The organism is Tateyamaria sp. (assembly GCF_039945315.1).
GTDB lineage: Bacteria > Pseudomonadota > Alphaproteobacteria > Rhodobacterales > Rhodobacteraceae > Tateyamaria.
In genome coordinates this window covers 81,868-102,570 of sequence record NZ_JBDUXB010000003.1, presented here as the reverse complement: position 1 = coordinate 102,570, position 20,703 = coordinate 81,868, and the positions used below count along the sequence as shown (strand labels likewise).

The following is a 20,703-nucleotide window of genomic DNA, read 5'->3' as shown; positions in this document are numbered from 1 at the left end:
GTATACATTAAAGTATGCGTTTGTAAATCCATTGATGTACGTGCATCAAAACAATGCCAAAGGGAGGGCAGGCCATGCCATATGCAGTCACCGTCGTTTTCGACATCAAAGAAGGACAGATGGAGGCGTTTATGGACGCCATCCTGTTCAACGCACGCAGTTCCGTGGCTGACGAACCGGGCTGCCGCCAGTTTGACGTGTGCACCGATGCGGGAGAGCCGAATACCGTCTTTCTCTACGAACTCTACGACGACCTTGCCGCCTTCGAGGCGCATCAACAAATGCCGCACTATAAGGCGACAGGTCCCAAAGTTGCTGACCTTGTGGCCAACAAAACCCTGCGCACGTTCGAGCGTGTCGACAGATGAGCGCTTGGGAAATCTACGCCATTAAATACGGCGACCGAGGCGGGCGCACGCGGGCGGACAGCTTTATCTTTGATGACAATCACGACGCGCCGCACGCCATCGACTATTACATGTGGTTGATCCGGGGGCAGGGGCGCAACATCCTTGTGGATACCGGTTATGATATTGAGGAAGCCACCGCACGTGGTCGCCCCATCAGGCTGGACCCGGTCGAGGCTCTCAAACCCTTTGATCTGACACCGCAGGACATCACCGAAATCATCGTCACCCATCTGCATTACGATCACGCAGGCGGGCTACATCTGTTTCCCAACGCGCGCCTTCACATGCAAGCGGCCGAAATGGACTATGCGACGGGTCCGTGCATGTGCCATGACACGCTGCGCATGCCATTCACGGCGGGCCACGTGTGTGAGGCGGTCAAACGGCTTTATTCCGGGCAGGTGATCTTTCACGACGGAGAGGCCGAGGTGGCCGACGGTATCACGCTGCACTGCATTGGCGGGCACTCACGCGGGCTTCAGGCAGTGCGGGTGCGCACGCAGGCGGGATGGATGGTGCTGGCCTCGGATGCCTCTCATTTCTACGAAAATTTCATGGCGCGAAAACCGTTTCCCATCGTTGTAGACCTTCAGGACATGCTGGACGGCTTTGACACGTTGAACCGGCTTGCCAGCGCACCCAACCTGATCATTCCCGGCCACGACCCGCTGGTGCGCACGTACTTCCCGCAGGCGATGGCCGATCACATCCACCGGCTGGACACAGGCCCGGTGCGCGACATCACGCTCTGAGGCGCGCTGGTCCGCGCCAAAACGAAAGTTGAATTGTGCCTGTCGCGATTGGCCGCTAGGTGTAGGTAAGAGTTTCCGCACTGCAGCATGACCAAGAGAGGGCACCCCATGACACGCACCGCCATCATCACCGGATCGACCAGCGGCATCGGCCTTGGCATTGCCGAAGCCTTTGCGGCCCAAGGGTTCAACATCATGCTCAATGGGTTCGGCGACGCCGCACAGATCGAAGAAACACGCGCCCGCCTTGAAGAAATCAGCGACGGCGAAGTTGGCTATCACGGCGCGGACATGACCAAACCCGAAGAGATTGAACACCTCGTTTTGCAGACCCAAGAGCGGTTCGGGGCCGTCGACATTCTGGTGAACAACGCAGGCATCCAGTTCGTCAGCCCGGTCGAGGATTTTCCGCTGGAAAAATGGGACGCCATTATCGCGATCAACATGTCTTCGGCCTTTCATACCATCCGCGCGGCACTGCCGGGCATGAAAGAACGCGGGTTCGGGCGGATCATCAACATCGCTTCAGCCCACGGCCTTGTCGCCTCGCCTTTCAAATCGGCCTATGTGACGGCCAAGCACGGCGTGGTGGGCCTGACCAAGACGGTTGCGCTTGAGGCCGCAGAGCACGGCGTGACAGTGAACGCCGTCTGCCCCGGTTACGTGCTGACACCGCTGGTCGAAGGTCAGGTGGCCGACACTGCCAAAGCGCGCGGCATCACCGAGGAAGAGGTCAAGAACGACGTTATGCTCAAGGCCCAACCGACCAAGGAATTTGTGACCGTGGAACAGTTGGGCGCGCTCTGCGTGTTCCTGTCGGGCGAAGCTGCGGCCTCTATCACCGGTGCGTCCTTGCCCGTCGACGGCGGGTGGGTCGCGCAGTAAGCGCGCAATAAGTGGGGCGCAGTAAGCGCGCCCTACGTCGCGCACACCAATCCGGAGGGGCCCAAGCCCATGTCCAAGGAAAACGGCCGCGCCAAACGCCACGAAAAGTCGATCAACCTTGCCCTGCAAGGCGGCGGGTCGCACGGCGCGTTTACATGGGGTGTGCTGGACCGGATGTTCGAAGAAGACCGTCTTTGGATCGAAGGGATCAGCGGCACCTCTGCCGGGGCCATGAACGCCGTGGTCGCCACCCAAGGCATGTATGACGACGGGGCGGCAGGTGCGCGCAAGGCACTGGAAGAATTCTGGCACGCCGTCAGCATTGCCGGTCAGGCCAGCCCCATCAAACGCTCGCCCTTGGATGTTCTGTTCGGGTCATGGTCGCTGGACACATCCCCGGGCTACATCATGATGGATGCGCTCAGCCGCATGGCCTCGCCCTATGATCTCAACCCGCTGCGCGATCTGGTGGAAGAGTTCATCGACTTTAACAAGGTCGCCAATTGCACCGACATGGGGCTGTATATCTCGGCAACCAACGTGGAAACGGGCCGCGCGCGGGTTTTCAAACGGAACGAAGTGACGTTGGACGTGGTTATGGCCTCGGCCTGTCTCCCCACGATGTTCAAAGCGGTCGAAATCGACGGGGTGCCCTATTGGGACGGCGGCTATATGGGCAACCCGGTGTTGTTTCCGTTTATCGACGACTCGCCCTCGGACGACATCGTGATCGTGCAAATCAATCCGCTCTTGCGCTCCGGCACCCCGAAACAGGCGCGCGACATCCAGAACCGGCTGAATGAAATCACCTTCAACGCTTCGCTGTTGCGGGACTTGCGCACCATCGATCTGATCCACCGCCTGATCGACGACGGGGCCCTGTCGAACGACGAATACCGTACCATGAACATGCACATGATCGACGGGTGCGATGACATGCTGGAACTGGATGCGTCCTCCAAGGTGAACTCCGAATGGGCGTTCCTAGAGCACCTGCGCGATCTGGGACGTGAACACGCGGATCGGTGGCTAATTTCGCACTTCGACAAGATCGAAGTGGAGAGCACACTGGATCTGCGCGCGCTGTTTGGCAATGTGGAGGGGGCACACGGGGCCAACATTGTTGAACTGCGGTCGCGCAAGGACTGAGCAGAGACCGACTCGGCTCAGTCCACCATATGACAGGCCACCCGCGCCCCGCCGACATTGCGCAACACGGGGCGTTCTTCGCGACACAGCGCTTGGGCCAAAGGGCAACGGGGATTATACGCACAGCCGGGCGGCGGGTTGATCGGGTCAGGGATCTCGCCCGTGGGTGGGGCGACTTCGCGCCCGAACCCATCCAGCTTGGGGGCCGCGGCCAAAAGCATCTGCGTGTAGGGGTGCTTGGGGTCCTCAAACAATTCTGACGGGGCCGCTTCCTCAACCAAACGACCCAAATACAAAACCCCAATCCGATCCGCCATATGCTGCACAACCGTCAGATCGTGGCTGATAAACAAATAGGTCAGGCCAAACTCGTCCTTTAGGTCACTCATCAGGTTCAACACCTGCGCCTGAACGGACACATCAAGGGCCGAAGTCGGTTCGTCACACACAATCAGCTTGGGTTCAGAGGCCAAAGCACGGGCAATGCAAATACGCTGGCGCTGACCGCCGGAAAACTCATGGGGAAACTTGCCCGCATCACGCGCGCTCAGCCCCACCTGCTCAAGCAAGCGCTCCGCCAGCCCCGCTGTCTCGCCGCCACGCGCCGCCACCGGCTCCACAATGATATCACGTACACGCCAGCGCGGGTTTAGGGACGCAAACGGGTCCTGAAAGATCATCTGAATGTCCGCACGCACAGCGTCGACCTTTTCGGCGTCGGTCTCACGCGACAGATCAACACCGCGAATGTCCACCACCCCATCGGAGGGGCCTAACAAACCCACCAGCATCTTTCCGATGGTTGACTTGCCCGATCCGCTCTCTCCAACAAGGGCGTAAACGGTGCGTTCTTCGATCTCGAAACTTAAATCCGAAACTGCGGTCAGCAGGGCGCGGGGGCGACGCTCGATCACACGGTTCAGCCACGGCTTGGACACATCAAAAATACGGGTGAGGTTGCGCACACTGACCAAAGACATCAGGCGACGGCCTCCCGATTGATGGGAAAGAAACAGGCCGCCCGACCCGCGCCATCCTCAATGGCAGGGCCCGGATCAACTCGGCATTGATCGGATGCGCGCGGACAGCGCGGATGAAACGCACAGCCCGTCGGCAGACTGTCCAGACGCGGCATCGCACCGGGAATCTGATGCAAACGGTCCTTCCCGCGCGACGCCAGCGGAGTCGAACCCATCAAACCGTCCGTGTAAGGGTGCAGCGGCGCGCTTAACACCTCGCGCACAGGGCCAAGCTCGGCCAGCTTCCCCGCATACATCACTGCGACACGATCACAGGCCTCGGCAATCACGCCCATATCATGAGTGATCAACATTACTGCGGTGGCCCGCTCGCGACACAAGCGTTTGAGCAGCGCAATGATCTGCGCCTGAACAGAAACATCCAGCGCAGTCGTTGGCTCGTCCGCGATGATCAGGGATGGTTCGGCACACAAGGCCAGCGCAATCACCACCCGTTGTCGCATACCGCCGGAAAACTCGTGCGGATAGCTGTCGACACGTTGGGCCGCGCCCGGAATACCCACTTCGTCCAACGCGGCAATCGCGCGCGTGCGGGCCTCGGACTGCGAAATGTCCAGATGCGCCAGCATCGTCTCGCTCAATTGATCGCCGATTTTCAAAAGTGGGTTAAGAGACGTCAGAGGGTCTTGAAAGACCATCCCAATCTCTTTGCCACGCAATCGGCGCATCGCCTCGCCTTTCAGCGGATCAATCCGGGTGCCATTGAGGTGAATTTCACCAGCCGAAATATGCGCAGGGGGGCTAAGCAGCCCGATCACGGCATTCCCGGCCATAGACTTGCCAGCACCAGATTCACCGACAACCCCAAGGATCTCTCCGGGCGCGATGTCATAAGACACTCCGCTTACAGGGCGCAGGACACCGTGGCGGGTGGGAATATCGACCGTCAGATCGCGAATGGAAAGGGTGGGGGCAGACACAGTGATCCAGTGGTTAGGTCACATCATTTATGGGAACTTCGCCACCCGATGGCAAGCAACATGGCAAGCGAAACTGCAACCGGTCCGGGGCAAACCGATCCAGTGCCCATTTCATGCAGCTCTTGTGCCTTTTGCGCCGTCAGCTTTGGTTCGGCCCCCGCAGCCGACGAATTGACGCCCTGACCGCCTGCCAGTTTTCGGCCTCGTCCAACTTTTTGGCATCCAGCGCTTCATTTGCTCTGCGCGCGGCCTCGACCTCGGCCTTGTCGCCGTGGGCGGCATAAAGCGCCTGTGCATACTCTGCGACTTTGATTGCTTCCATACTTGCCTCCTGTCCGTTGATGGGACGGCGCGGGTGGCCCGCGCCTGCAATCCGGACTTGGGACGCTACAGCAAATCGGGTGTTCGCGCAAATTTCCGCATATGTCGCCCAAGTCCCGGTGTGAGGGCGCCGCAGTTGCCTAATTTGCGGGCCAAATGGGGGCGTGGGCCAAAAATACAGGCATATCTGCCTGGTATGCACCGGCCTTAACAAATGCCGCATCGAGATGCTGCAAGTGCACAATACGCTCAGACTCACGACCGGTGCGGGAGGACGCCAAAGGACTTGAACCCCTTTTGAAAGAATCCCTTCCCATGTGCCTGACTGCCGAAGCGTTCGGATTGTTCCTCTCCATCATCTCTTTGCACAACGTCTCTGTCGATCAGGGCCTTGTTACGGTACACACACCAGACCGCGACGTGACCTAGATGGCCACCGGTGCCTTGTGGTGCACAACAGCGCCTGACGGTGGAACACTGGCCATGCTCGATGATGCGGTCACCCGCATCTAAGCGACGACTGCCCCGCGTGCCTTGGATGATCGGCGGCCGGGTCAGTCACTCAATTCTTTGGTCATCCGCGATTTGATCCGCGCCTCGACGAGGGGTGTGAGCGAGATCAGAGTGTCCGTTGCCCGCGTCTCGGCGCTCGCTTGCATGGCAAGGGCGTTTTGCAATTCCTCATCTGCGTAAAAGGCGATCAGCTTCTTCAGCGCGTCCTCGGAATAGGTTTTTGCAAAGGCTTCAACATAAAGATCGACCACCTCGCCGCGCGCCTCGGACCATTCATTGACCGAGATGCTGCGGATGAGTTCAATCTGGTCGGGCCTCAGGTCTGATCCTGTAAATGGCAGCAGCGCCCGGTGCTTTGAGAGAAAGACAATTTGGTCGATCTTGGTTTGAAAAGGCGGGGCCGCAATCAATTCGCGGGCAAGATCGGATGTGTCACGCTCCTGTGCCAAGAGGCTGGTGGCAAACAGGCTCATCGCGACAGCGGCGCACAAGGCCCGTGTCATCTCAGCCTCGGGTTCAGCGCATCGCGCAGCCAGTCTCCCAGCAAATTGACGCTAAGCGCCAACACCAGCAGCGTGACGGAAGGGAACAGCAAAATCCACCACTCGCCCGAGAACAAAAAGCCTTGCCCGATGCGGATCAGGGTGCCCAGCGAGGGTTGTGTGGGCGGTGCCCCGACCCCAAGGAACGACAAAGTGGCCTCGGCAATGATCGCCAAGGCCAGCGAAATCGTGGCAATGACCAACACGGGCGACAGCACATTGGGCAGGATGTGGCGCACCATGATCGCAGGCCCTGAACGGCCAATCAGCTTGGCTGCTGCGACATATTCTTTGTTCTTTTCGACCAGCGTCGCGCCTCGCACCACGCGGGCAAACTGCACCCAATCAGACAGGCCAATGGCAATGATCAACACCCAGATCGCCATCTGATCGCGGTATTCCACCGGGGTCACGCCCTTGGCGACGCCAAAGATCAGCATCGCCACAAGGATCGCAGGAAAGGTCAACTGAACATCCGCCACGCGCATGATGATGGTTTCGGTCCACCCACCGACATAACCTGCCAACAGTCCCAGCGTGATACCCAGCACCATGGCGAAAGCAACTGCCGCCGCTCCTACAAACAGTGAGATCCGCATCCCATAAAGGATCGTGGAAAACACATCGCGGCCCTGATCATCGGTGCCCAGCCAAAATGTCTCGCCCGTGAACGCATTGGGGGTCATGGGCGCTGAAAACCCGTTCATGAGGTTTAGTGAGGCCGGATCAAACGGGTTGTAAGGCGCGATCAGAGGCGCAAATACCGCTGACAGAACCAGCAAAGCGACCAGTGCAAAGCTGACCACTGCCACAGGTGAACGTTTGAACGCATAGAAAAAGTCCGAGCGCAGTGCGAGGCTTAGGCGCGACGGGTCTTTCTCGGTGACCTCGGGAAGGGGGGCATCAACCATTTCAGTGCGCCCCCGTCCGATCCACGCGCAGGCGGGGATCAATAGCGAAATAGAGCAGGTCCACGATCAGGTTGATCCCCACAAACATTACCGAAATTAGCATGAGGTAGGCAGCCATCACCGGAATATCCACGAATTGGATTGCGTTGATAAACAACAGTCCAACGCCGGGCCACTGAAACACCGTCTCGGTGATGATGGCAAAGGCGATGATCGACCCCAACTGCAACCCTGTAACTGTGATCACGGGCACCAGAGTATTCTTCAAGGCGTGGCGAAAGTTCACCGCGCGTTCGCGCAAACCACGGGCGCGGGCAAAGCGGATGTAATCCTGTCTCAAGACCTCCAGCATCTCAGACCGTACAAGGCGCATGATCAAAGTCATCTGGTAAAGGCCCAACGTGATCGACGGCAAAATCAAGGCCTGCAAGCCGCTCTGGGTCAGGAACCCGGTGGACCAGCCACCGATCATCACGGTGTCTCCTCTGCCGAAACTGGGCAGCCAGCCCAGCTCCACTGAGAATAGGTAAATCAATAGAATTCCGATCAAAAACGTCGGTAAAGACACCCCAATAAGGGACACCGACATGATCAGGTTCGCACCCACCCCGTTGCGGCGAATGGCAGTAAACACACCCAACGCAATCCCGATGGAAATCGCCAGAAAACCGCTGACTGCGGCCAATTCCAACGTTGCGGGCGCGCGCTCCATCAATATCTCTGCGACAGGGCGCCCTTGCCGGTAGGACACGCCAAAATTGCCTTGCGCTGCATTGCTCAGAAACTTGTAATACTGCACCACAAAGGGCTGATCGAGGCCAAGGACCTCGCGCAGTCGCTCAATATCCGCTTGCGTGCGTTCCTGCCCCAGCATGTTGTCCACTGGATCGCCCACAAACCGGAACATCGAAAAGGCAACCAGCCCCACGACCAGCAGGACAAGGGCGGACTGAACAACGCGTTGGATGATATAGGCGAGCATTGCGCAAGGATGCTAATGCCGCGCCGTGATGGTCAAGCGAAAAGCGGCGCCAGCCTTGCGCCAATCTTCCAGACAGGCCTGTTTCGCGTGCAGGATCGCGCATGCCCAGAAGCGACACGGCTGCCGCTCACAGGCGATCCCGGCTTGCCTGGTTCACTACGGTCGAAGCAAGGGGCGCGCACAGGACTTTGGGGGAGCATATGGAAATCAACCGGATCGAGGTTTTTCAAACCGACCTGCCTTATGTGGACGGCGCGTATCAGTGGGGAGCGGGAAATGCGATCACGACGGCGCGGGCCAGTGTCGTGGTGATTGGCACCGCGTGTGGTCTGACAGGCTGCGGCGAATTCACACCATGCGGCGAAAACTACATGGTCGCCCATTCCGAAGGAGTCGCAGCCGCGGCAAAAATCCTCGCGCCTGTGCTCATCGGCAAAGATCCCCGGCAGGTCGAAGCCATCGACTGGGAGATGGATCAAACGATCCTGGGACATGGCTATGCCAAGGCCCCGATCATCGCGGCCTGCTATGACATCCTTGGCAAATCCTGCAATCTGCCGGTTTGGATGCTTCTGGGCGGCAAGCTGACGGATGGGGCACCCATGTACCGGGTCGCCCCCCAGCGGTCCAAAGAGGAAACGATTGCAAAACTCGACCGCCACCGCGCCGCAGGCTATCGACAGTTCCAGATCAAGGTTGGTGCCAACTGGGAACAGGATATCGACCGCATTCGAGCGACTGTCCCTTTGCTGGCGCCGGGCGAAAAGGCGATGGCGGATGCCAATCAGGGTTGGCGGGTGGACAACGCGATCCGAGTGGCCAACGCTACCCGCGATCTCGACTACATCTTTGAACAACCCTGCCGAACTTATGAAGAATGCCAGCGGGTGCGCCCGCACGTCGCACAACCGATGAAGCTGGATGAATGCGTAACGGGCATGGAAGTGGCACAGCGCATCGTACAGGACCGTGGGGCTGAAATCTGTTGTCTCAAAATCTCCAACCTCGGCGGGTTGGTCAAAGCGCGGCGAGTTCGCGATTTCCTGATCGAAAACCGCATTCCGGTGGTCAGTGAGGATACATGGGGCGGCGAAATTTCAGCCTCCGCGGTTGCACACTTTGCCGCCTCGACCCCAAAGGATTATCTGATCAACTCGACGGATCTGCACAACTACAACACGCGCTCCACAGGCATCGGCGGTCCAAATGTGCGGGAGGGTAAACTCTATGCCAGCGACACGCCCGGTCTCGGGGTCGAACCGGATCTTGATGCCCTTGGCGATCCATTGGCTGTATACGCAGTCTGAGTCCGCTTTACTTCGTCTACATTTGAACTGGGTTCGCCGCAGAGCGCCGCCGCAAGGCTCAGGCGGGTTTGCTCAAATGCCAGACCTGCTCAACCGGATACTCTTTGGCCCAGTCCGCGGGGATTGCAGCGCGTTCTCCCATTGCGTGGTCCGGAGCATAAACTTCCTGATACCGCGTGACGGCAAACTCGATCTGCGCAAACAGATCCATCCAACCGGCCATGGTCAGGTTGAAACAAACACCTGTCGGTTCGTATTCCACTTCGGTCCAGTCCGCCCCCCACATGTCCTTGTAGGGGCGGTGCAGCGCGCGTTGGGCTGGGGATCCGTCCAAAGGCGAGCAGATCAGTGACAAGGGATGATTGCCAAGGAACACCAACCGCCCGCCGGGACGCAGCAACCGCCACGCCTCGCGCAACCACGTCTCGGGCTTGCACCAGATCGAGGCACCGTATTCCGATATGACAAAGTCAAAGGACGCATCCGGCAGGCCCGTCTCTTCAGCGTTGCCTTCGATGAAAGTGATGTCTGCGTCATGCTGCGCGGCGAGGTCGCGCGCTGTGGCCAGTTGTTCGGCAGAGATATCAATGGCTGTCACCCGCGCCCCACGCCGAAGCATCCAGTATGCCACATATCCCGTCCCGGAGCCCAGCTCGATTGCGTCTACCTGCGCCATGTCGGCGGGGAGCATATTGATCCCGTCTTCGGAGTTGTTCCACGTGCCCCATTCGGGTGTTTCGAGTGTCCATTGACGATGTGCAAACTCCGCCCAATTGGGCGCGTCAGCATTCCAGATATCCTTGTTGGTCGAAACGTAGTCGCCCGTCATCGCACCGCCTCCAGCCCTTTCGCATGGGGCGGGCCATACCACACCCACGCGCGAATTTGTACGCCCCTGACACTCATCCTTGAGAAAGTGGTGCCGGAGGCTGCATGGCCGCTGGGCCGGACCGTATCGCGGGCGTAAATGGTTATGCGGATGAGGGGCAGTTAACGACCCTCCCCAGACGAAAAAAGGGGCGCCAATAGCCCCCCTGCTTCCTAACACTTCGTAAATTCGCCTCTGTAACCCATTGATTTTGCTTCAGGCGAGTGCTGTCCCACGCGGAGACGCGGGCCTCAGTTCACAGTGACCCACCGCAGGATGAAGAAGTTGTCGGGACGCTGCGTGAGGGCGATATCTGCCCCCGCGCCCCAGACCAGAGGCTGGACATACATCGGCACGTAAGCCACCTCGTCCTGCAGGATTTTGGCCGTCTCATCGAGCATGGCCTGACGCTTGGTATCGTCAATTTCTGACTGGATCATAGGCAGCAGTTCATCGACGCGCGCGTTTGAAAAGCCGCCGAAATTCCACGAACCCAGTTTCTTTTCCTCGTTGGGGGTGAAGGCGAGGAAGCGGACGGGGTGCTCGGCATCAAAGGTGCCGGGCGACCATCCGAGCAGGTACATGTCGTAGTTATCAGCGCGCAGTTCCGGCCAGTAATTTTGGACTGGCATCGCATCCAGAACTGCGGTGATCCCAACTTGCGCTAGCATCCCGGTAACCGCCTGACAGACAGCCTCGTCATTCAGATAGCGATCGTTGGGGCACTTGAGGCCGAAGGAGAAACCGCCTCCATATCCCGCTTCTTCCAGCAAGCTGCGGGCCATATCAGGATCAAAGGCGGGCCGCTCTGCGAGGGCTGCGGAATAGCCGCGCATCGCTGGGCTCACCAACTGGCTGGCCGGTTCCGCGCTGCCACGCATGATGGTCTGCAGGATCGCTGGCACGTTAACGGCATGGGCGACAGCCTTGCGTACGCGGGCATCCGCAAAAGGATTGGCATCTGTTGTCTCTGCCGAATACTTCAGCGCGTCGGCTTCATGTGGAAAGCCGAGCATGATCACGCGTGCTTCGATCCCCTGAATAACCTGCACGGAAGAATCCGCGCTCAGCCGAGCGGCATCCTGAATAGGCACGGGATTGATCAGATCGACGTCACCGGACAGCAGCGCTGCCACAGCTGTTGCAGGGTTCTGGATCGGCGTGAGTTCTGCGCGTGTGATGTTGTGCTCTGCCTCATCCCACCAGCCTGCGAAGGGTTCGAGAACGGTGCGCAGACCGGGCTCGCGCGCGGTGACAGAGAACGCCCCTGTGCCATTGGTGTTGAGTGTGGCGTAGTTGCCGTTTTCCTTGTCTGGAAGCATGGTGCCATTGGCCTCAGCCCAGCCGGAATCCATGATCATCCAGTTGGCAATGGAATCTGGAAAGATCGGGTTTGGGGCCGTGGTCATGATGTCGACTGTGTACTGGTCAACCTTCACAACGTCCGAGACAGGCGCGAACCAGCTGCGGGTATCGGAGGCCTCATCACTGGCGCGCTGGTAGGAAAAGACCACGTCGTCCGCATCGAAGGTTTCGCCACCATGGAACGTAACACCTTCACGCAGCATGAACCGCCAGCCCGCACCATCGCCGATGGGTTCCCAGGACGTGGCAAGGGCAGGTTCGATGGACATGTCCTTGCCGCGCCGTACGAGGCCTTCATAGACGTTGTTGAGGAACCCCAGCACGGGGGCCGAGTTGACAGCATGCGGGTCCATGGTTTGCGGGTCTGTGGTTTCGGCCCATTTGAACTCTTCTGCGAGAGTGGGCGCGGCGCTGAGGCCGAGCGCAACGGGTAGGATGTAGCGGAACATAGTTGTCCTTTCCTGTCGTGAGTAAAAATCCGATTGGGAGTACTAGACCGGAGTGCGCGCAAAAAGGGAAGGGGCCGGCGAAACGGTTGAAACTGGCGGCGGTGCGGATTGAAACGCTAGCTTTTGAAGGACGCCGAGCCGCGCATTTTTCGGTGGCCCGCAGCGAAGGGCCGCATTGAGCCAGCGCCGATTGGAAATTGATCAGAATCATTGCGGCCCAGTTTTGTTGGTGCGACGATTGGGCAGCAGTCAACCTGTCGCGTTGAAGTTGGCTTGAATGCTCATGTGGAGGGGCAAGAAAATGATACGGAAAATCAGTCTGGCAATGGCTTTGCCGTTGGTGATCACACTCGGGGCGTGCGCTCCGGCGTCACAGCATGAGGTCGCTTGCGTTGGCGGCACCTTCACCGGCGCGGTGATTGGTGGTGCTATTGGCAATCGCTTTGGTGGCGGCAGTGGGAACTCGATCATGACCGGGGCTGGGGCGTTTACAGGTGCTGTGGCAGCCTCAAATTCTTTGAACTGCGGGGGGTAACGTTATGAAAATTTGTCTGATTTCCATCGGCTTTATTGCTGCATTACCATTGACTGCACTTGCGCAAACCATGCCCACATCCGCTCTGGGGTTTCTGGATGCCGACGACGATGTGCAAGTTACCCGTGAAGAAATACTCCAGCAAATGGATCTTTTCTTTGAGCCAATGGACGCGAACGGAGATAGCCGCCTTGAGTTTGACGAAGTCGAAGGGTTCATGTCGCGAGACATTTTCGACAACGCAGATGAAAACGGCAATGGATCGATTTCGAAACCCGAGTATCGTGAGCAAGTGCTTAAGGACTTCGACGCGGCAGATGTAGACGGGGACGGTGTGCTCGACTAACGAGCGTAATGTCAGTCTTTGCGCGACGGTGTTTGGCAAGCGTTTGGCACTCATTCGACTACCTGCGTTTTTGCACCCCTCACTCGTCAAGTTGGCCTACAACTTTCGTATCGGCGCTGATGTCAAATCCTTGGTGTTCCCTTTATTTAGCGTATTCGGAAAACCGAGCGATTTGCGCTGAGGGTGCGGCGCAAATGCCGATCTAGTTGCTAAACGGTTGGGATGCAGTGACATCCCTTTTCGAGGACATAGCTGACATGAACCGGCAAATGAAATACCTTTGGGAAAATTGCCCCAAAAAGCGAATTGACGATGTTTAATCCCACTGCCGTAGTTGCCGCAGAGTTCGGAGATCATCTCGCTCAGACTTATCTACAGTATTTCTCAGGCCGAAAAGCTGAATACGCGGCCTTTATAAGCGGCAGTGCCCGGATGCTTCTTGAGCGGTTGGGAAATTCGGACGCACTTTATCACAATGCAGAGCACACGATGATGGTGACCCTTGTTGGCCAGCAAATCATTCGGGGTCAGTTGGTGACCCGCGCCGTTCAACCAGAAGACTGGCTTCATTTTATAGTGGCGCTTTTGGTGCATGACATCGGATACTCACGTGACATTTGCGACGGTGATACGGACACCGAAGTTGTCATCAACGAGGCCGGAGACAAGATTTGTCCACCCCGCGGATCGTCCGATGCATTTCTTGCGCCGTATCACGTCGACCGCGGAAAGCTGTATGCGCGCCAACGGTTCGCCGAATCTAAGATTGTCGACGAAGAGAGAATAGCGCAAGCCATTGAGTACACCCGGTTCCCTGTCCCCGATGATCCGGCGTACGCGGATACGCAAGGCGAACCGGCATTGGTGCGTGCCGCCGATCTAATTGGCCAGATCGCGGATCCGTTTTATCATCGCAAGATCGGCGGTCTCTACTACGAATTTTCTGAAACGGGTTTTGCCGAAAAACTTGGATATGAGACACCTATGGATTTGATGGAGCAGTTTCCCAAGTTCTTTTGGCATCAGGTGCAACCTTTGATCGGCCCGGCCCTGACGCATTTAGAGCAAACCATGGAAGGTAAGCAGTGGGTCGCCCAGCTATATAACCATGTCTTTCAGGTGTCTCATCGCGCAAGTTGTCTTGGGCCATTCCCCGGCCCATCCGATCCAGGAACTGCTGGGTAGATCGTTTCCGGGTAACACTGCGACATCAGACTTGGGTTTGCGATGAAAGTGGTTGGCGCAGATGTGAGAGGAGTCGCAAAAAAGTACCTCCTAAAAAGAAAGGCGGCACCCATGGCACCGCCTTTCTCAAGTGATTTCGTAAACTTAATTCAGCTCAAGATACTTCATCTTGGGAGCATCGCCGGGATCCACGATTGTGCCGACATTCGACTTCATGCCCCAGTTTAGCACCTGGTGGTGAAGTGGGATGTAGAGAACTTCGTCCTGCACGACTTCCCAGATGGCCGCGATATCGGCATTGCGTGCCTCAAGGTCTGTGTTTGAGGCAAGGCTCACGATCTTGGCGTTCAGGTCATCGTTGGTGTAACGCGTAGCGTTCCACGACCCGTATTTGTCGTCTCGCCCGTGGACGAGGAAGTTGAAGATGTACTCGGAGTCGTAGGTCGGAACGCCCCAGCCCAGCATGTAGAAATCTGTTTCCAGATTGCTGAGCAGTGGGAAGTGCTGCGCTTTGGGCTTGGCATCAAGATTTACCGTCACCCCGATTTGCGCAAGCATGCCGACAGACGCCTGACAGATCGCCTCATCATTGATGTAGCGGTCATTGGGGCAATCCAGTTGGATGCTGAACCCATCGCCATACCCAGCCTCGGCCATCAGCGCCTTGGCGGCCTCCAAGTCGGTTGTTGACGAAGAATCCATCGCCTCATCCCAACCGTTCACGAAAGGAGGTGCAATCATGCCTGCGGGATCAGACTGGCCGCGCATCACGACCTGCTTGATCGCATCGCGATTGATGGCCATCGACATGGCTTTGCGCACGCGCACGTCTGCCAGCGGGTTGGCGCCTTCGACGTTGTCGTTTGCGAGGTCCGCATCGCCGACGTTCATCCCAAAGAAGATGACGCGGTTCTGCGGTGCCGTGCGCACGTCCAGCCCGTCGGTACCCGCGACCCGCTCAAGGTCTTGGACGGGGACGTCCTGAATGAAATCGACCTCACCTGACAGCAACGCGGCAACGCGTGTGGCCGGGTTTTGGATCGGCGTATATTCGATGGCCGTTACATCCAGTGGAAATTCACCTGCACCCCAATACCCTTCAAAGGCCTCAAGCACGGTTTTGACGTCTGGTTCGCGACTGATCAGTTTGTAAGGACCGGTGCCGTTGGCGTTCTTGGCAGCGTATGTGTCCTCGCCACCTTCATAGTCCTGCACTTTGGTGGCGCCATTGGCTTCGGCCCAGTCCTTGTCCATGATGAACAGGTTGGTGAGGTTGTTTGGCATGATCGGGTTCGGGCCGTCTGTCACAATCTCAACCGTGTATGGGCCGGCTGCGCGAACTTCTTTGACTGATGCTAGCAGTTCTTTGTAGTCGCTGTCAGGCGTCATCGCGCGGTTCATCGAAAACACAACGTCTTCGGAATCAAAGGCTGCACCGTCGTGGAAGGTCACGCCTTCACGCAATTGAAACACCCAGATATTCGGATCGTCTGCTGAAGGCCCCCATTGGGTGGCAAGAGCCGCTTCGATGGCGCCCGTGTGATCCCGGATGATCAGTGGCTCCATGATCTGGTGGGCCAACGTGCTGGTGGGCCCTTCGTTCTGGGCGTGCGGATCAAGTGTCAGCGCATCCCCGGCGCGAGCCCATTTCAGCGTCTCCGCGCTGACCAGCGCGGTGCTGGACAACAGCGCCGCTGCAGACAGGATTGTTGTCAGTTTCATATTAGTCTCCCCATTTCATGTTATGGGGCAGAGTGTTCGCGACTTCGCCGCACTTGGCAAGTCAGTTTGGTGCGAAGGACGTCTAGGCTCTGTTGGTTGCCAACGAAACGGGCGACTTTTTTGCTATTCTGCGGCCTTTTGGTAAGGCGAATAAAGGACAAAGGGCGGCTCGCGTGGTGTATCTCCGATTTCGTCCAATTCTTTGGGTTTGGACCGTCGGTGGATCAGAGCAAAAAGGGGTGGAGTAAAGTAAAAACTCACCACAGTGGACAGAAGGACGCCGCCCGCCACCGACATAGCAAATGGGGGCCAGAAGCCGCCGCCGGCGAGGATCAGCGGCAAGAAACCCCCGAATGTGGTGATCGTCGTAGAGACGATATGGCGGCTTGATCCCATGACCACATTGACCATGGCGTCGCGATCCCCGGCCGCGGCATTTTCTTCCTGGGCAAGGCCGGACAGGATGATAATCGCTGCATTGATCGAAACACCGATTGAGCCAATCACGCCAATGATTGCGTTGATCCCAAATGGGTACTGGAACACGGCAAGCGCCAGAAGACTGAGACCCGCACTGAGGCCGGACACCACAAGCACCACGGCGGTGAGTCGGAAGGAGTTAAAGGTCAGCGCAATGGCCGCGATAGAGAGGGTCACGATCAGACCCAACGAGGCCAACAGGTCCGACAAGGTGTCTGCCCTCGCATCACTGTCCCCGCCCAACTCAAGGCGCACACCTTGGGGCACGGTGAACCCAGCCGCGTCCAATGCGGCTTGCACTTCGACGAGCGCTGCTTCGGGTAGAACATCACGCAGGATGAACGCCTGCACGGTATTGGCGCGCTCGCCGTTGCGCCGGGTGATGGTGCTTGCGGCAGGTTCGATCGTGACGTCTGAAATGGCAGAGAGGGGCAGGGCGGGCCAACGGCCTTGCGCGGCGAGGGCCTGCGCGTCCGGGCGCAGTATTGGCAAGTCACGGATCGCTTGTACTGAACCACGGGTCGCATCGCCAAGACGCACACGTATGGGAAGCTCCTCATCCCCTTCAACCATTGACCCGCCAGTGATCCCTTCGAGACCTGCCTGCAACTGCCTGGAAATCTGCGTCAGATCGAGGCCAAGCACTTGGGCTTGTGCTTCATCGACCGTGATCGTCGCCTTGGGCGCTCCGGCCCCAATGGTGGAGCGGCTGACCAGTACTGAATCGACTCCCGAAAGGACCCGCCGCGCTTCGTTTCCAAGGCTGCGCAGCTCGGTAAGGTCAGTGCCGACAAAGCGGAGTTCAACCGGTGCATTCACCGGTGGGCCTTGCACCAGGCCGCGCACCAGAATGTCGGCCTCAGGGGCGACCGGGGCAAGGGTGCGTTGCAAATCCCGCAAGATCACCTCTGTCGCCTCGGGTGAGGCAGTCGTGATCAGTGCGTGCGCATGGCCCGGCGCATTCTCGCGTGCGCCGACGACGTTGTAGTAAAATGCCGGGGCGGAACGACCCACAACCCACATCACCTGTTCGATGGTGTCCACGGCTGTCAGTTTCTGGTTGAGCCGATCAACAACTGCTTGCGTGTCGTCGATTCCAGTACCGGGTGCGAGATCGACTTCGATGGTGAACTGGTCGCGATCTACGCCGGGGAAGAATTGCGCCGTGAGTGTAGGCATAGCCGCAAAACCGGTGATTGGGAGCACCAGTGCCAGAGCGACGGAGCGCAGCGGATTGTTGACAGACCAGCGCAAGCTGGCCTCAAACGCGCGACCCAGCGTTCCGCCCTTGATCCCACCTCGTGTGCCGTTGGCGGGCAACAGGTGTCCTGCGATGGCGGGGGTTAGCGTGACAGCGATCACAAAAGACCAGCCCAGCATGATCACGACCGCGATCGCAATTGAGCCCACGAAATCACCTGCAGGCCCGGGCAGCAGGATCAGAGGCGTGAAGGACAACGCGGTGGTCACTGTGGACGCCAGCAACGGTGCAAACAGTCGCTTGACCGAACCTCCGGCCGCCTGCATCCGGCTCATGCCCTTCTGCAAGCGTTGGCCCACTTCGTCCGTCATCACGATGCCCGCATCGACGAGCAGTCCAAGAGCCACGATCAGGCCTGTGACAGACATCTGGTGAATAGCCAGACCGATGAAGTTCATGGTGAACAGCGTCGCAAGCGTCACAACTGGCAGGATCAGCGCTACGATCATTGCCGACCGCAACCCGAGGGTCAGCAGCAAGACGCCGACAACAAGGCTGACACCGATGGCCATGTTGATGCCGACTTCTGTCAGACGATCCGCAGTATAGCGGCTTTGGTCAAAGGTGAGGTCCAATTGGGTGCCAACGGGCATCTGCGCTTGGTATGCATCGATTTCGTCCCGGACAAAGCCGGACCAGACATCGACTTGCAGGCCGGACTCCAACTTGGCGGCCACCAATACAGCAGACTTGCCGTTGTAGATGGCCAATTCGAAGTGAGGCAGGCGCGGCCCGCGCGTGATCTCGGCCACCTGAGAAAGGTAGGTGACCGCTCCGGCATCAGAGCGGCGGATCACGATGTCGCCCAGGCGGTCGAGTGATTCCACTTCGCCTGCAACGGACACCAGCAGGTCAGAACCCGCCGGGCGTACGCGTCCTGCCGGCCCCTTGGCGTCCCCGCTGGCAATGGCGCGGCTGATGTCGCTTGCGGTCAGTCCAAGAGCGGCTGAGGCGGTGGGGTCCAGCGTGATCAGCACCTCGTCTTTTGGCGCACCGAACAGCTCTACCAGTTCGGTGCCGGGGATGTTGCGCAGGTGTTGGGCGAGATCGCGGGCGTAGCGCCCAAGGATCGTCGTGGGCACGCCTGACTCTGCTGACAAAGCCGCGATGGCGGCAAAGGCGCTGCCGCCTTCGGTGTCAAATTCTGGCTCGAATGCGTCCGTTGGAAGGGTGGCGGAAAGGGCGACAAGGTCATCGCGGATTTCTGCCCAGACCTCCTCGATCCGAGTGTCAGCAACGGTGACTCCCAGTTCGACAGAGATGATCGAGATGCCGGTGGCTGACGTGCTTTCGATCACGTCCACTTCGGCCACCTCACGCAGCACGTCTTCGATTGGTTGTGTGACCAGTGCCTCGACGCGGGCGGGGTCTGCGCCGGGGATCTGGGTTGTGACGGTGCCAAAGAGGTTGGTGATTGTCGGGTCTTCCTGACGTCCGATGGCCAGCAGTGATGCAAGGCCTGCCGCTATGATGACCAACAGTGCAAGTGTGACAATGCGGGGTTGGCGGAAGGTGAGGGTTTCCATTAGTCCGCCTCGGCCAGTTGCACCCGGTCGCCGGGAACAAGGCGATGTGTGCCATGGGGGACGATCAGGGCATCACCGGTCAGCGTCCCTCGCACATAAGCGGTATCGCCTTCGATTTGCAGCACTTCGACGGCTGCTGCGCGTGCTGTGGCAAAACCGTCTGTTTCTGGTTCGAGCAACAGAACGGTCCAAAGGCCCCGCACACCGTCCTGAAGGGCGGACAATGGCACGGCATAGCCCGACTGCGTCAGCTCGGTCTGCACACTGAGTGTGCCAGCGGCGAGGTAGACAGGCGCGTCAGTCTTCACTTCGAACAAGGCGGTCCGGGTTCGTGTCTGGGCGTCCAGGTCGGGCCGGAACCCAATGAAACGTGCGGCATATTCTGTGCCTTCGAGGGTTATGGTTGCGGGATGATCGGCGAGGGTGCTGGCAAGTTTGGGATCAATGCCCACTCGGAACATTGGTGCGGCCGCTTGCCTGATGTCCAGGACTCGGGCGCCCACAGACATGATGGCGCCTGGATCGACGTGGCGCGCGCCGATTGTGCCATCAAAAGGTGCGGTGAGTTCGGTCTGGCTAAGCCGCACTTCGACCTGGGTAATGGCCGCGTCAACTTCGGCCATTTGGGCCTCAATCGCTGTGAGGGCAAGGGCCACGTTGTCCACGGCCTGATCTGAAGCAAACCCGCGATTGCGCAATTCAGTCTGGCGCCGGGCCGTGCGGCGGGAGAGTTCGGCTTGTGCCTCGAGCCTGTCACGGGACGCCACCAACCGCGACCTTTCGGTCATCAGGATGCGCGTGTCGAGTTTCGCTATAACATCTCCGGCCTCGACGCGGTCGCCTTCTTCCACTGTCAGGACGTTGAGGCGACCGCCCTGCTCGAACCCGAGGGAGACTGTTTGGGTGGCTTCGATCTGACCATAGAACTGGCGGGTCACTTTCATTTGGTCTGTAGGTGAGATGCGCAATGCTTCGACAGAGGTGGTCGGTGCGGGCGGCGGCGCGTCAACAGCAGAGGCCCGGGTGGCAAGAGTCGCGCTGGCTAACCAGACCGAGCCAGCAGCGATGGCGATCACCGACGCCGTTCCTGTGAGCGTTGCAAATCCGCGCAACGCCCGCTTCCAAAGGGGCGTTTTGCGTGTATCCTCGGGGCGTCTTTGGGTCATGGTGTCATTCCTTGACTCGAAGTGAGTGGCACTTACTTGCTGTTCTTAGGCATATGTAATAGCTACTT

The 20,703-nt window shown here is 58.7% G+C and carries 20 protein-coding genes; 9 read left to right on the top strand and 11 right to left on the bottom strand.

Features of this window, described 5'->3' with window-relative positions:
- The first annotated feature begins 74 nt into the window (after positions 1 to 74).
- The 4 genes from ABJD00_RS01020 (at position 75) to ABJD00_RS01005 (ending at position 3,196) form a co-directional block, all read left to right on the top strand.
- Positions 75 to 368, top strand: coding sequence for a putative quinol monooxygenase (locus ABJD00_RS01020; RefSeq protein ID WP_413830226.1), 294 nt, complete (start codon positions 75 to 77; stop codon positions 366 to 368).
- Positions 365 to 1,162 carry an N-acyl homoserine lactonase family protein gene (locus ABJD00_RS01015; RefSeq protein WP_413830224.1) on the top strand — a complete coding sequence of 266 codons (798 nt, stop codon included), beginning with the start codon at positions 365 to 367 and terminating at the stop codon, positions 1,160 to 1,162. The genes ABJD00_RS01020 and ABJD00_RS01015 overlap by 4 nt, the downstream gene beginning before the upstream one ends.
- 108 nt (positions 1,163 to 1,270) lie before the next feature.
- Positions 1,271 to 2,047, top strand: coding sequence for a 3-hydroxybutyrate dehydrogenase (locus ABJD00_RS01010; RefSeq protein WP_413830222.1), 777 nt, complete (start codon positions 1,271 to 1,273; stop codon positions 2,045 to 2,047).
- Between the two features lie 69 nt (positions 2,048 to 2,116).
- Positions 2,117 to 3,196 carry a patatin-like phospholipase family protein gene (locus ABJD00_RS01005; RefSeq protein WP_413830220.1) on the top strand — a complete coding sequence of 360 codons (1,080 nt, stop codon included), beginning with the start codon at positions 2,117 to 2,119 and terminating at the stop codon, positions 3,194 to 3,196.
- Between the two features lie 17 nt (positions 3,197 to 3,213).
- Here the strand turns inward: ABJD00_RS01005 and ABJD00_RS01000 are convergent, their stop codons facing one another.
- The 3 genes from ABJD00_RS01000 to ABJD00_RS00990 form a co-directional block, all read right to left on the bottom strand.
- Positions 3,214 to 4,176, bottom strand: coding sequence for an ABC transporter ATP-binding protein (locus tag ABJD00_RS01000; RefSeq protein ID WP_413830218.1), 963 nt, complete (start codon positions 4,174 to 4,176; stop codon positions 3,214 to 3,216).
- On the bottom strand, positions 4,176 to 5,156 hold the full coding sequence (locus ABJD00_RS00995) for an ABC transporter ATP-binding protein (protein WP_413830216.1): 981 nt from the start codon (positions 5,154 to 5,156) through the stop codon (positions 4,176 to 4,178). The genes ABJD00_RS01000 and ABJD00_RS00995 overlap by 1 nt, the downstream gene beginning before the upstream one ends.
- A gap of 139 nt (positions 5,157 to 5,295) precedes the next feature.
- On the bottom strand, positions 5,296 to 5,478 hold the full coding sequence (locus ABJD00_RS00990) for a hypothetical protein (RefSeq protein ID WP_413830214.1): 183 nt from the start codon (positions 5,476 to 5,478) through the stop codon (positions 5,296 to 5,298).
- A 296-nt stretch (positions 5,479 to 5,774) separates the two neighbouring features.
- Here ABJD00_RS00990 and ABJD00_RS00985 point away from each other — a divergent pair, with 296 nt between their 5' ends.
- Complete coding sequence (locus ABJD00_RS00985; protein ID WP_413853625.1) at positions 5,775 to 5,906, top strand: hypothetical protein; 132 nt, start codon at positions 5,775 to 5,777, stop codon at positions 5,904 to 5,906.
- 125 nt (positions 5,907 to 6,031) lie between these two features.
- On the opposite strand, the gene ABJD00_RS00980 is transcribed toward ABJD00_RS00985, so the two are convergent.
- The 3 genes from ABJD00_RS00980 to ABJD00_RS00970 are packed head-to-tail and all read right to left on the bottom strand — an operon-like array spanning position 6,032 to position 8,425.
- A complete protein-coding gene (locus ABJD00_RS00980; protein WP_413830212.1) occupies positions 6,032 to 6,493 on the bottom strand; it encodes a hypothetical protein in 462 nt (153 codons plus the stop codon).
- On the bottom strand, positions 6,490 to 7,443 hold the full coding sequence (locus ABJD00_RS00975) for an ABC transporter permease (RefSeq protein ID WP_413830210.1): 954 nt from the start codon (positions 7,441 to 7,443) through the stop codon (positions 6,490 to 6,492). The genes ABJD00_RS00980 and ABJD00_RS00975 overlap by 4 nt, the downstream gene beginning before the upstream one ends.
- A 1-nt stretch (position 7,444) precedes the next feature.
- Complete coding sequence (locus ABJD00_RS00970) at positions 7,445 to 8,425, bottom strand: ABC transporter permease (RefSeq protein WP_413830208.1); 981 nt, start codon at positions 8,423 to 8,425, stop codon at positions 7,445 to 7,447.
- A 101-nt stretch (positions 8,426 to 8,526) separates the two neighbouring features.
- On the opposite strand from ABJD00_RS00970, the gene ABJD00_RS00965 reads away from it, so the two are divergent.
- Entirely contained in the window at positions 8,527 to 9,732 is a 1,206-nt protein-coding gene (locus tag ABJD00_RS00965) for a mandelate racemase/muconate lactonizing enzyme family protein (RefSeq protein WP_413830206.1), read from the top strand.
- Positions 9,733 to 9,790: 58 nt separating this feature from the next.
- Here ABJD00_RS00965 and ABJD00_RS00960 read toward each other — a convergent pair whose 3' ends face one another.
- Positions 9,791 to 10,561: a class I SAM-dependent methyltransferase gene (locus ABJD00_RS00960; protein ID WP_413830204.1), complete on the bottom strand. Its 771-nt coding sequence runs from the start codon at positions 10,559 to 10,561 to the stop codon at positions 9,791 to 9,793.
- 290 nt (positions 10,562 to 10,851) lie between these two features.
- Positions 10,852 to 12,414, bottom strand: a complete 1,563-nt coding sequence (locus ABJD00_RS00955) for an ABC transporter substrate-binding protein (protein WP_413830202.1) — start codon at positions 12,412 to 12,414, stop codon at positions 10,852 to 10,854.
- 301 nt (positions 12,415 to 12,715) lie between these two features.
- Here ABJD00_RS00955 and ABJD00_RS00950 point away from each other — a divergent pair, with 301 nt between their 5' ends.
- From ABJD00_RS00950 to ABJD00_RS00940, 3 genes are all read left to right on the top strand, one after another.
- A complete protein-coding gene (locus ABJD00_RS00950) occupies positions 12,716 to 12,949 on the top strand; it encodes a hypothetical protein (RefSeq protein WP_413830200.1) in 234 nt (77 codons plus the stop codon).
- Positions 12,950 to 12,953: 4 nt separating this feature from the next.
- The gene (locus ABJD00_RS00945; RefSeq protein ID WP_413830198.1) at positions 12,954 to 13,295 is read left to right on the top strand and encodes a hypothetical protein; all 342 of its coding nucleotides are present in this window, start codon (positions 12,954 to 12,956) and stop codon (positions 13,293 to 13,295) included.
- A 312-nt stretch (positions 13,296 to 13,607) separates the two neighbouring features.
- Positions 13,608 to 14,480 (top strand): hypothetical protein, encoded by an 873-nt coding sequence (locus tag ABJD00_RS00940; protein WP_413830196.1) that lies wholly within the window; start codon positions 13,608 to 13,610, stop codon positions 14,478 to 14,480.
- A 144-nt stretch (positions 14,481 to 14,624) separates the two neighbouring features.
- Here the strand turns inward: ABJD00_RS00940 and ABJD00_RS00935 are convergent, their stop codons facing one another.
- The 3 genes from ABJD00_RS00935 to ABJD00_RS00925 form a co-directional block, all read right to left on the bottom strand.
- Positions 14,625 to 16,202: an ABC transporter substrate-binding protein gene (locus ABJD00_RS00935; protein ID WP_413830194.1), complete on the bottom strand. Its 1,578-nt coding sequence runs from the start codon at positions 16,200 to 16,202 to the stop codon at positions 14,625 to 14,627.
- 123 nt (positions 16,203 to 16,325) lie between these two features.
- Entirely contained in the window at positions 16,326 to 19,469 is a 3,144-nt protein-coding gene (locus ABJD00_RS00930; protein ID WP_413830192.1) for an efflux RND transporter permease subunit, read from the bottom strand.
- Positions 19,469 to 20,635 carry an efflux RND transporter periplasmic adaptor subunit gene (locus tag ABJD00_RS00925; protein ID WP_413830190.1) on the bottom strand — a complete coding sequence of 389 codons (1,167 nt, stop codon included), beginning with the start codon at positions 20,633 to 20,635 and terminating at the stop codon, positions 19,469 to 19,471. Before ABJD00_RS00925 ends, ABJD00_RS00930 begins: the two co-directional genes overlap by 1 nt.
- Positions 20,636 to 20,703: the final 68 nt, after the last annotated feature.

Coding starts and splice junctions, on each gene's coding strand:
- ABJD00_RS00945 (WP_413830198.1), top strand. CDS start 12,954: ATGAAAATTTGTCTGATTTCCATCGGCTTTATTGCTGCATTACCATTG.
- ABJD00_RS00940 (WP_413830196.1), top strand. CDS start 13,608: ATGTTTAATCCCACTGCCGTAGTTGCCGCAGAGTTCGGAGATCATCTC.
- ABJD00_RS01010 (WP_413830222.1), top strand. CDS start 1,271: ATGACACGCACCGCCATCATCACCGGATCGACCAGCGGCATCGGCCTT.
- ABJD00_RS00975 (WP_413830210.1), bottom strand. CDS start 7,443: ATGGTTGATGCCCCCCTTCCCGAGGTCACCGAGAAAGACCCGTCGCGC.
- ABJD00_RS01015 (WP_413830224.1), top strand. CDS start 365: ATGAGCGCTTGGGAAATCTACGCCATTAAATACGGCGACCGAGGCGGG.
- ABJD00_RS00950 (WP_413830200.1), top strand. CDS start 12,716: ATGATACGGAAAATCAGTCTGGCAATGGCTTTGCCGTTGGTGATCACA.
- ABJD00_RS00990 (WP_413830214.1), bottom strand. CDS start 5,478: ATGGAAGCAATCAAAGTCGCAGAGTATGCACAGGCGCTTTATGCCGCC.
- ABJD00_RS00965 (WP_413830206.1), top strand. CDS start 8,527: ATGCCCAGAAGCGACACGGCTGCCGCTCACAGGCGATCCCGGCTTGCC.
- ABJD00_RS01020 (WP_413830226.1), top strand. CDS start 75: ATGCCATATGCAGTCACCGTCGTTTTCGACATCAAAGAAGGACAGATG.
- ABJD00_RS00925 (WP_413830190.1), bottom strand. CDS start 20,635: ATGACCCAAAGACGCCCCGAGGATACACGCAAAACGCCCCTTTGGAAG.
- ABJD00_RS01005 (WP_413830220.1), top strand. CDS start 2,117: ATGTCCAAGGAAAACGGCCGCGCCAAACGCCACGAAAAGTCGATCAAC.
- ABJD00_RS00930 (WP_413830192.1), bottom strand. CDS start 19,469: ATGGAAACCCTCACCTTCCGCCAACCCCGCATTGTCACACTTGCACTG.
- ABJD00_RS00935 (WP_413830194.1), bottom strand. CDS start 16,202: ATGAAACTGACAACAATCCTGTCTGCAGCGGCGCTGTTGTCCAGCACC.
- ABJD00_RS00980 (WP_413830212.1), bottom strand. CDS start 6,493: ATGACACGGGCCTTGTGCGCCGCTGTCGCGATGAGCCTGTTTGCCACC.
- ABJD00_RS00955 (WP_413830202.1), bottom strand. CDS start 12,414: ATGTTCCGCTACATCCTACCCGTTGCGCTCGGCCTCAGCGCCGCGCCC.
- ABJD00_RS00960 (WP_413830204.1), bottom strand. CDS start 10,561: ATGACGGGCGACTACGTTTCGACCAACAAGGATATCTGGAATGCTGAC.
- ABJD00_RS01000 (WP_413830218.1), bottom strand. CDS start 4,176: ATGTCTTTGGTCAGTGTGCGCAACCTCACCCGTATTTTTGATGTGTCC.
- ABJD00_RS00970 (WP_413830208.1), bottom strand. CDS start 8,425: ATGCTCGCCTATATCATCCAACGCGTTGTTCAGTCCGCCCTTGTCCTG.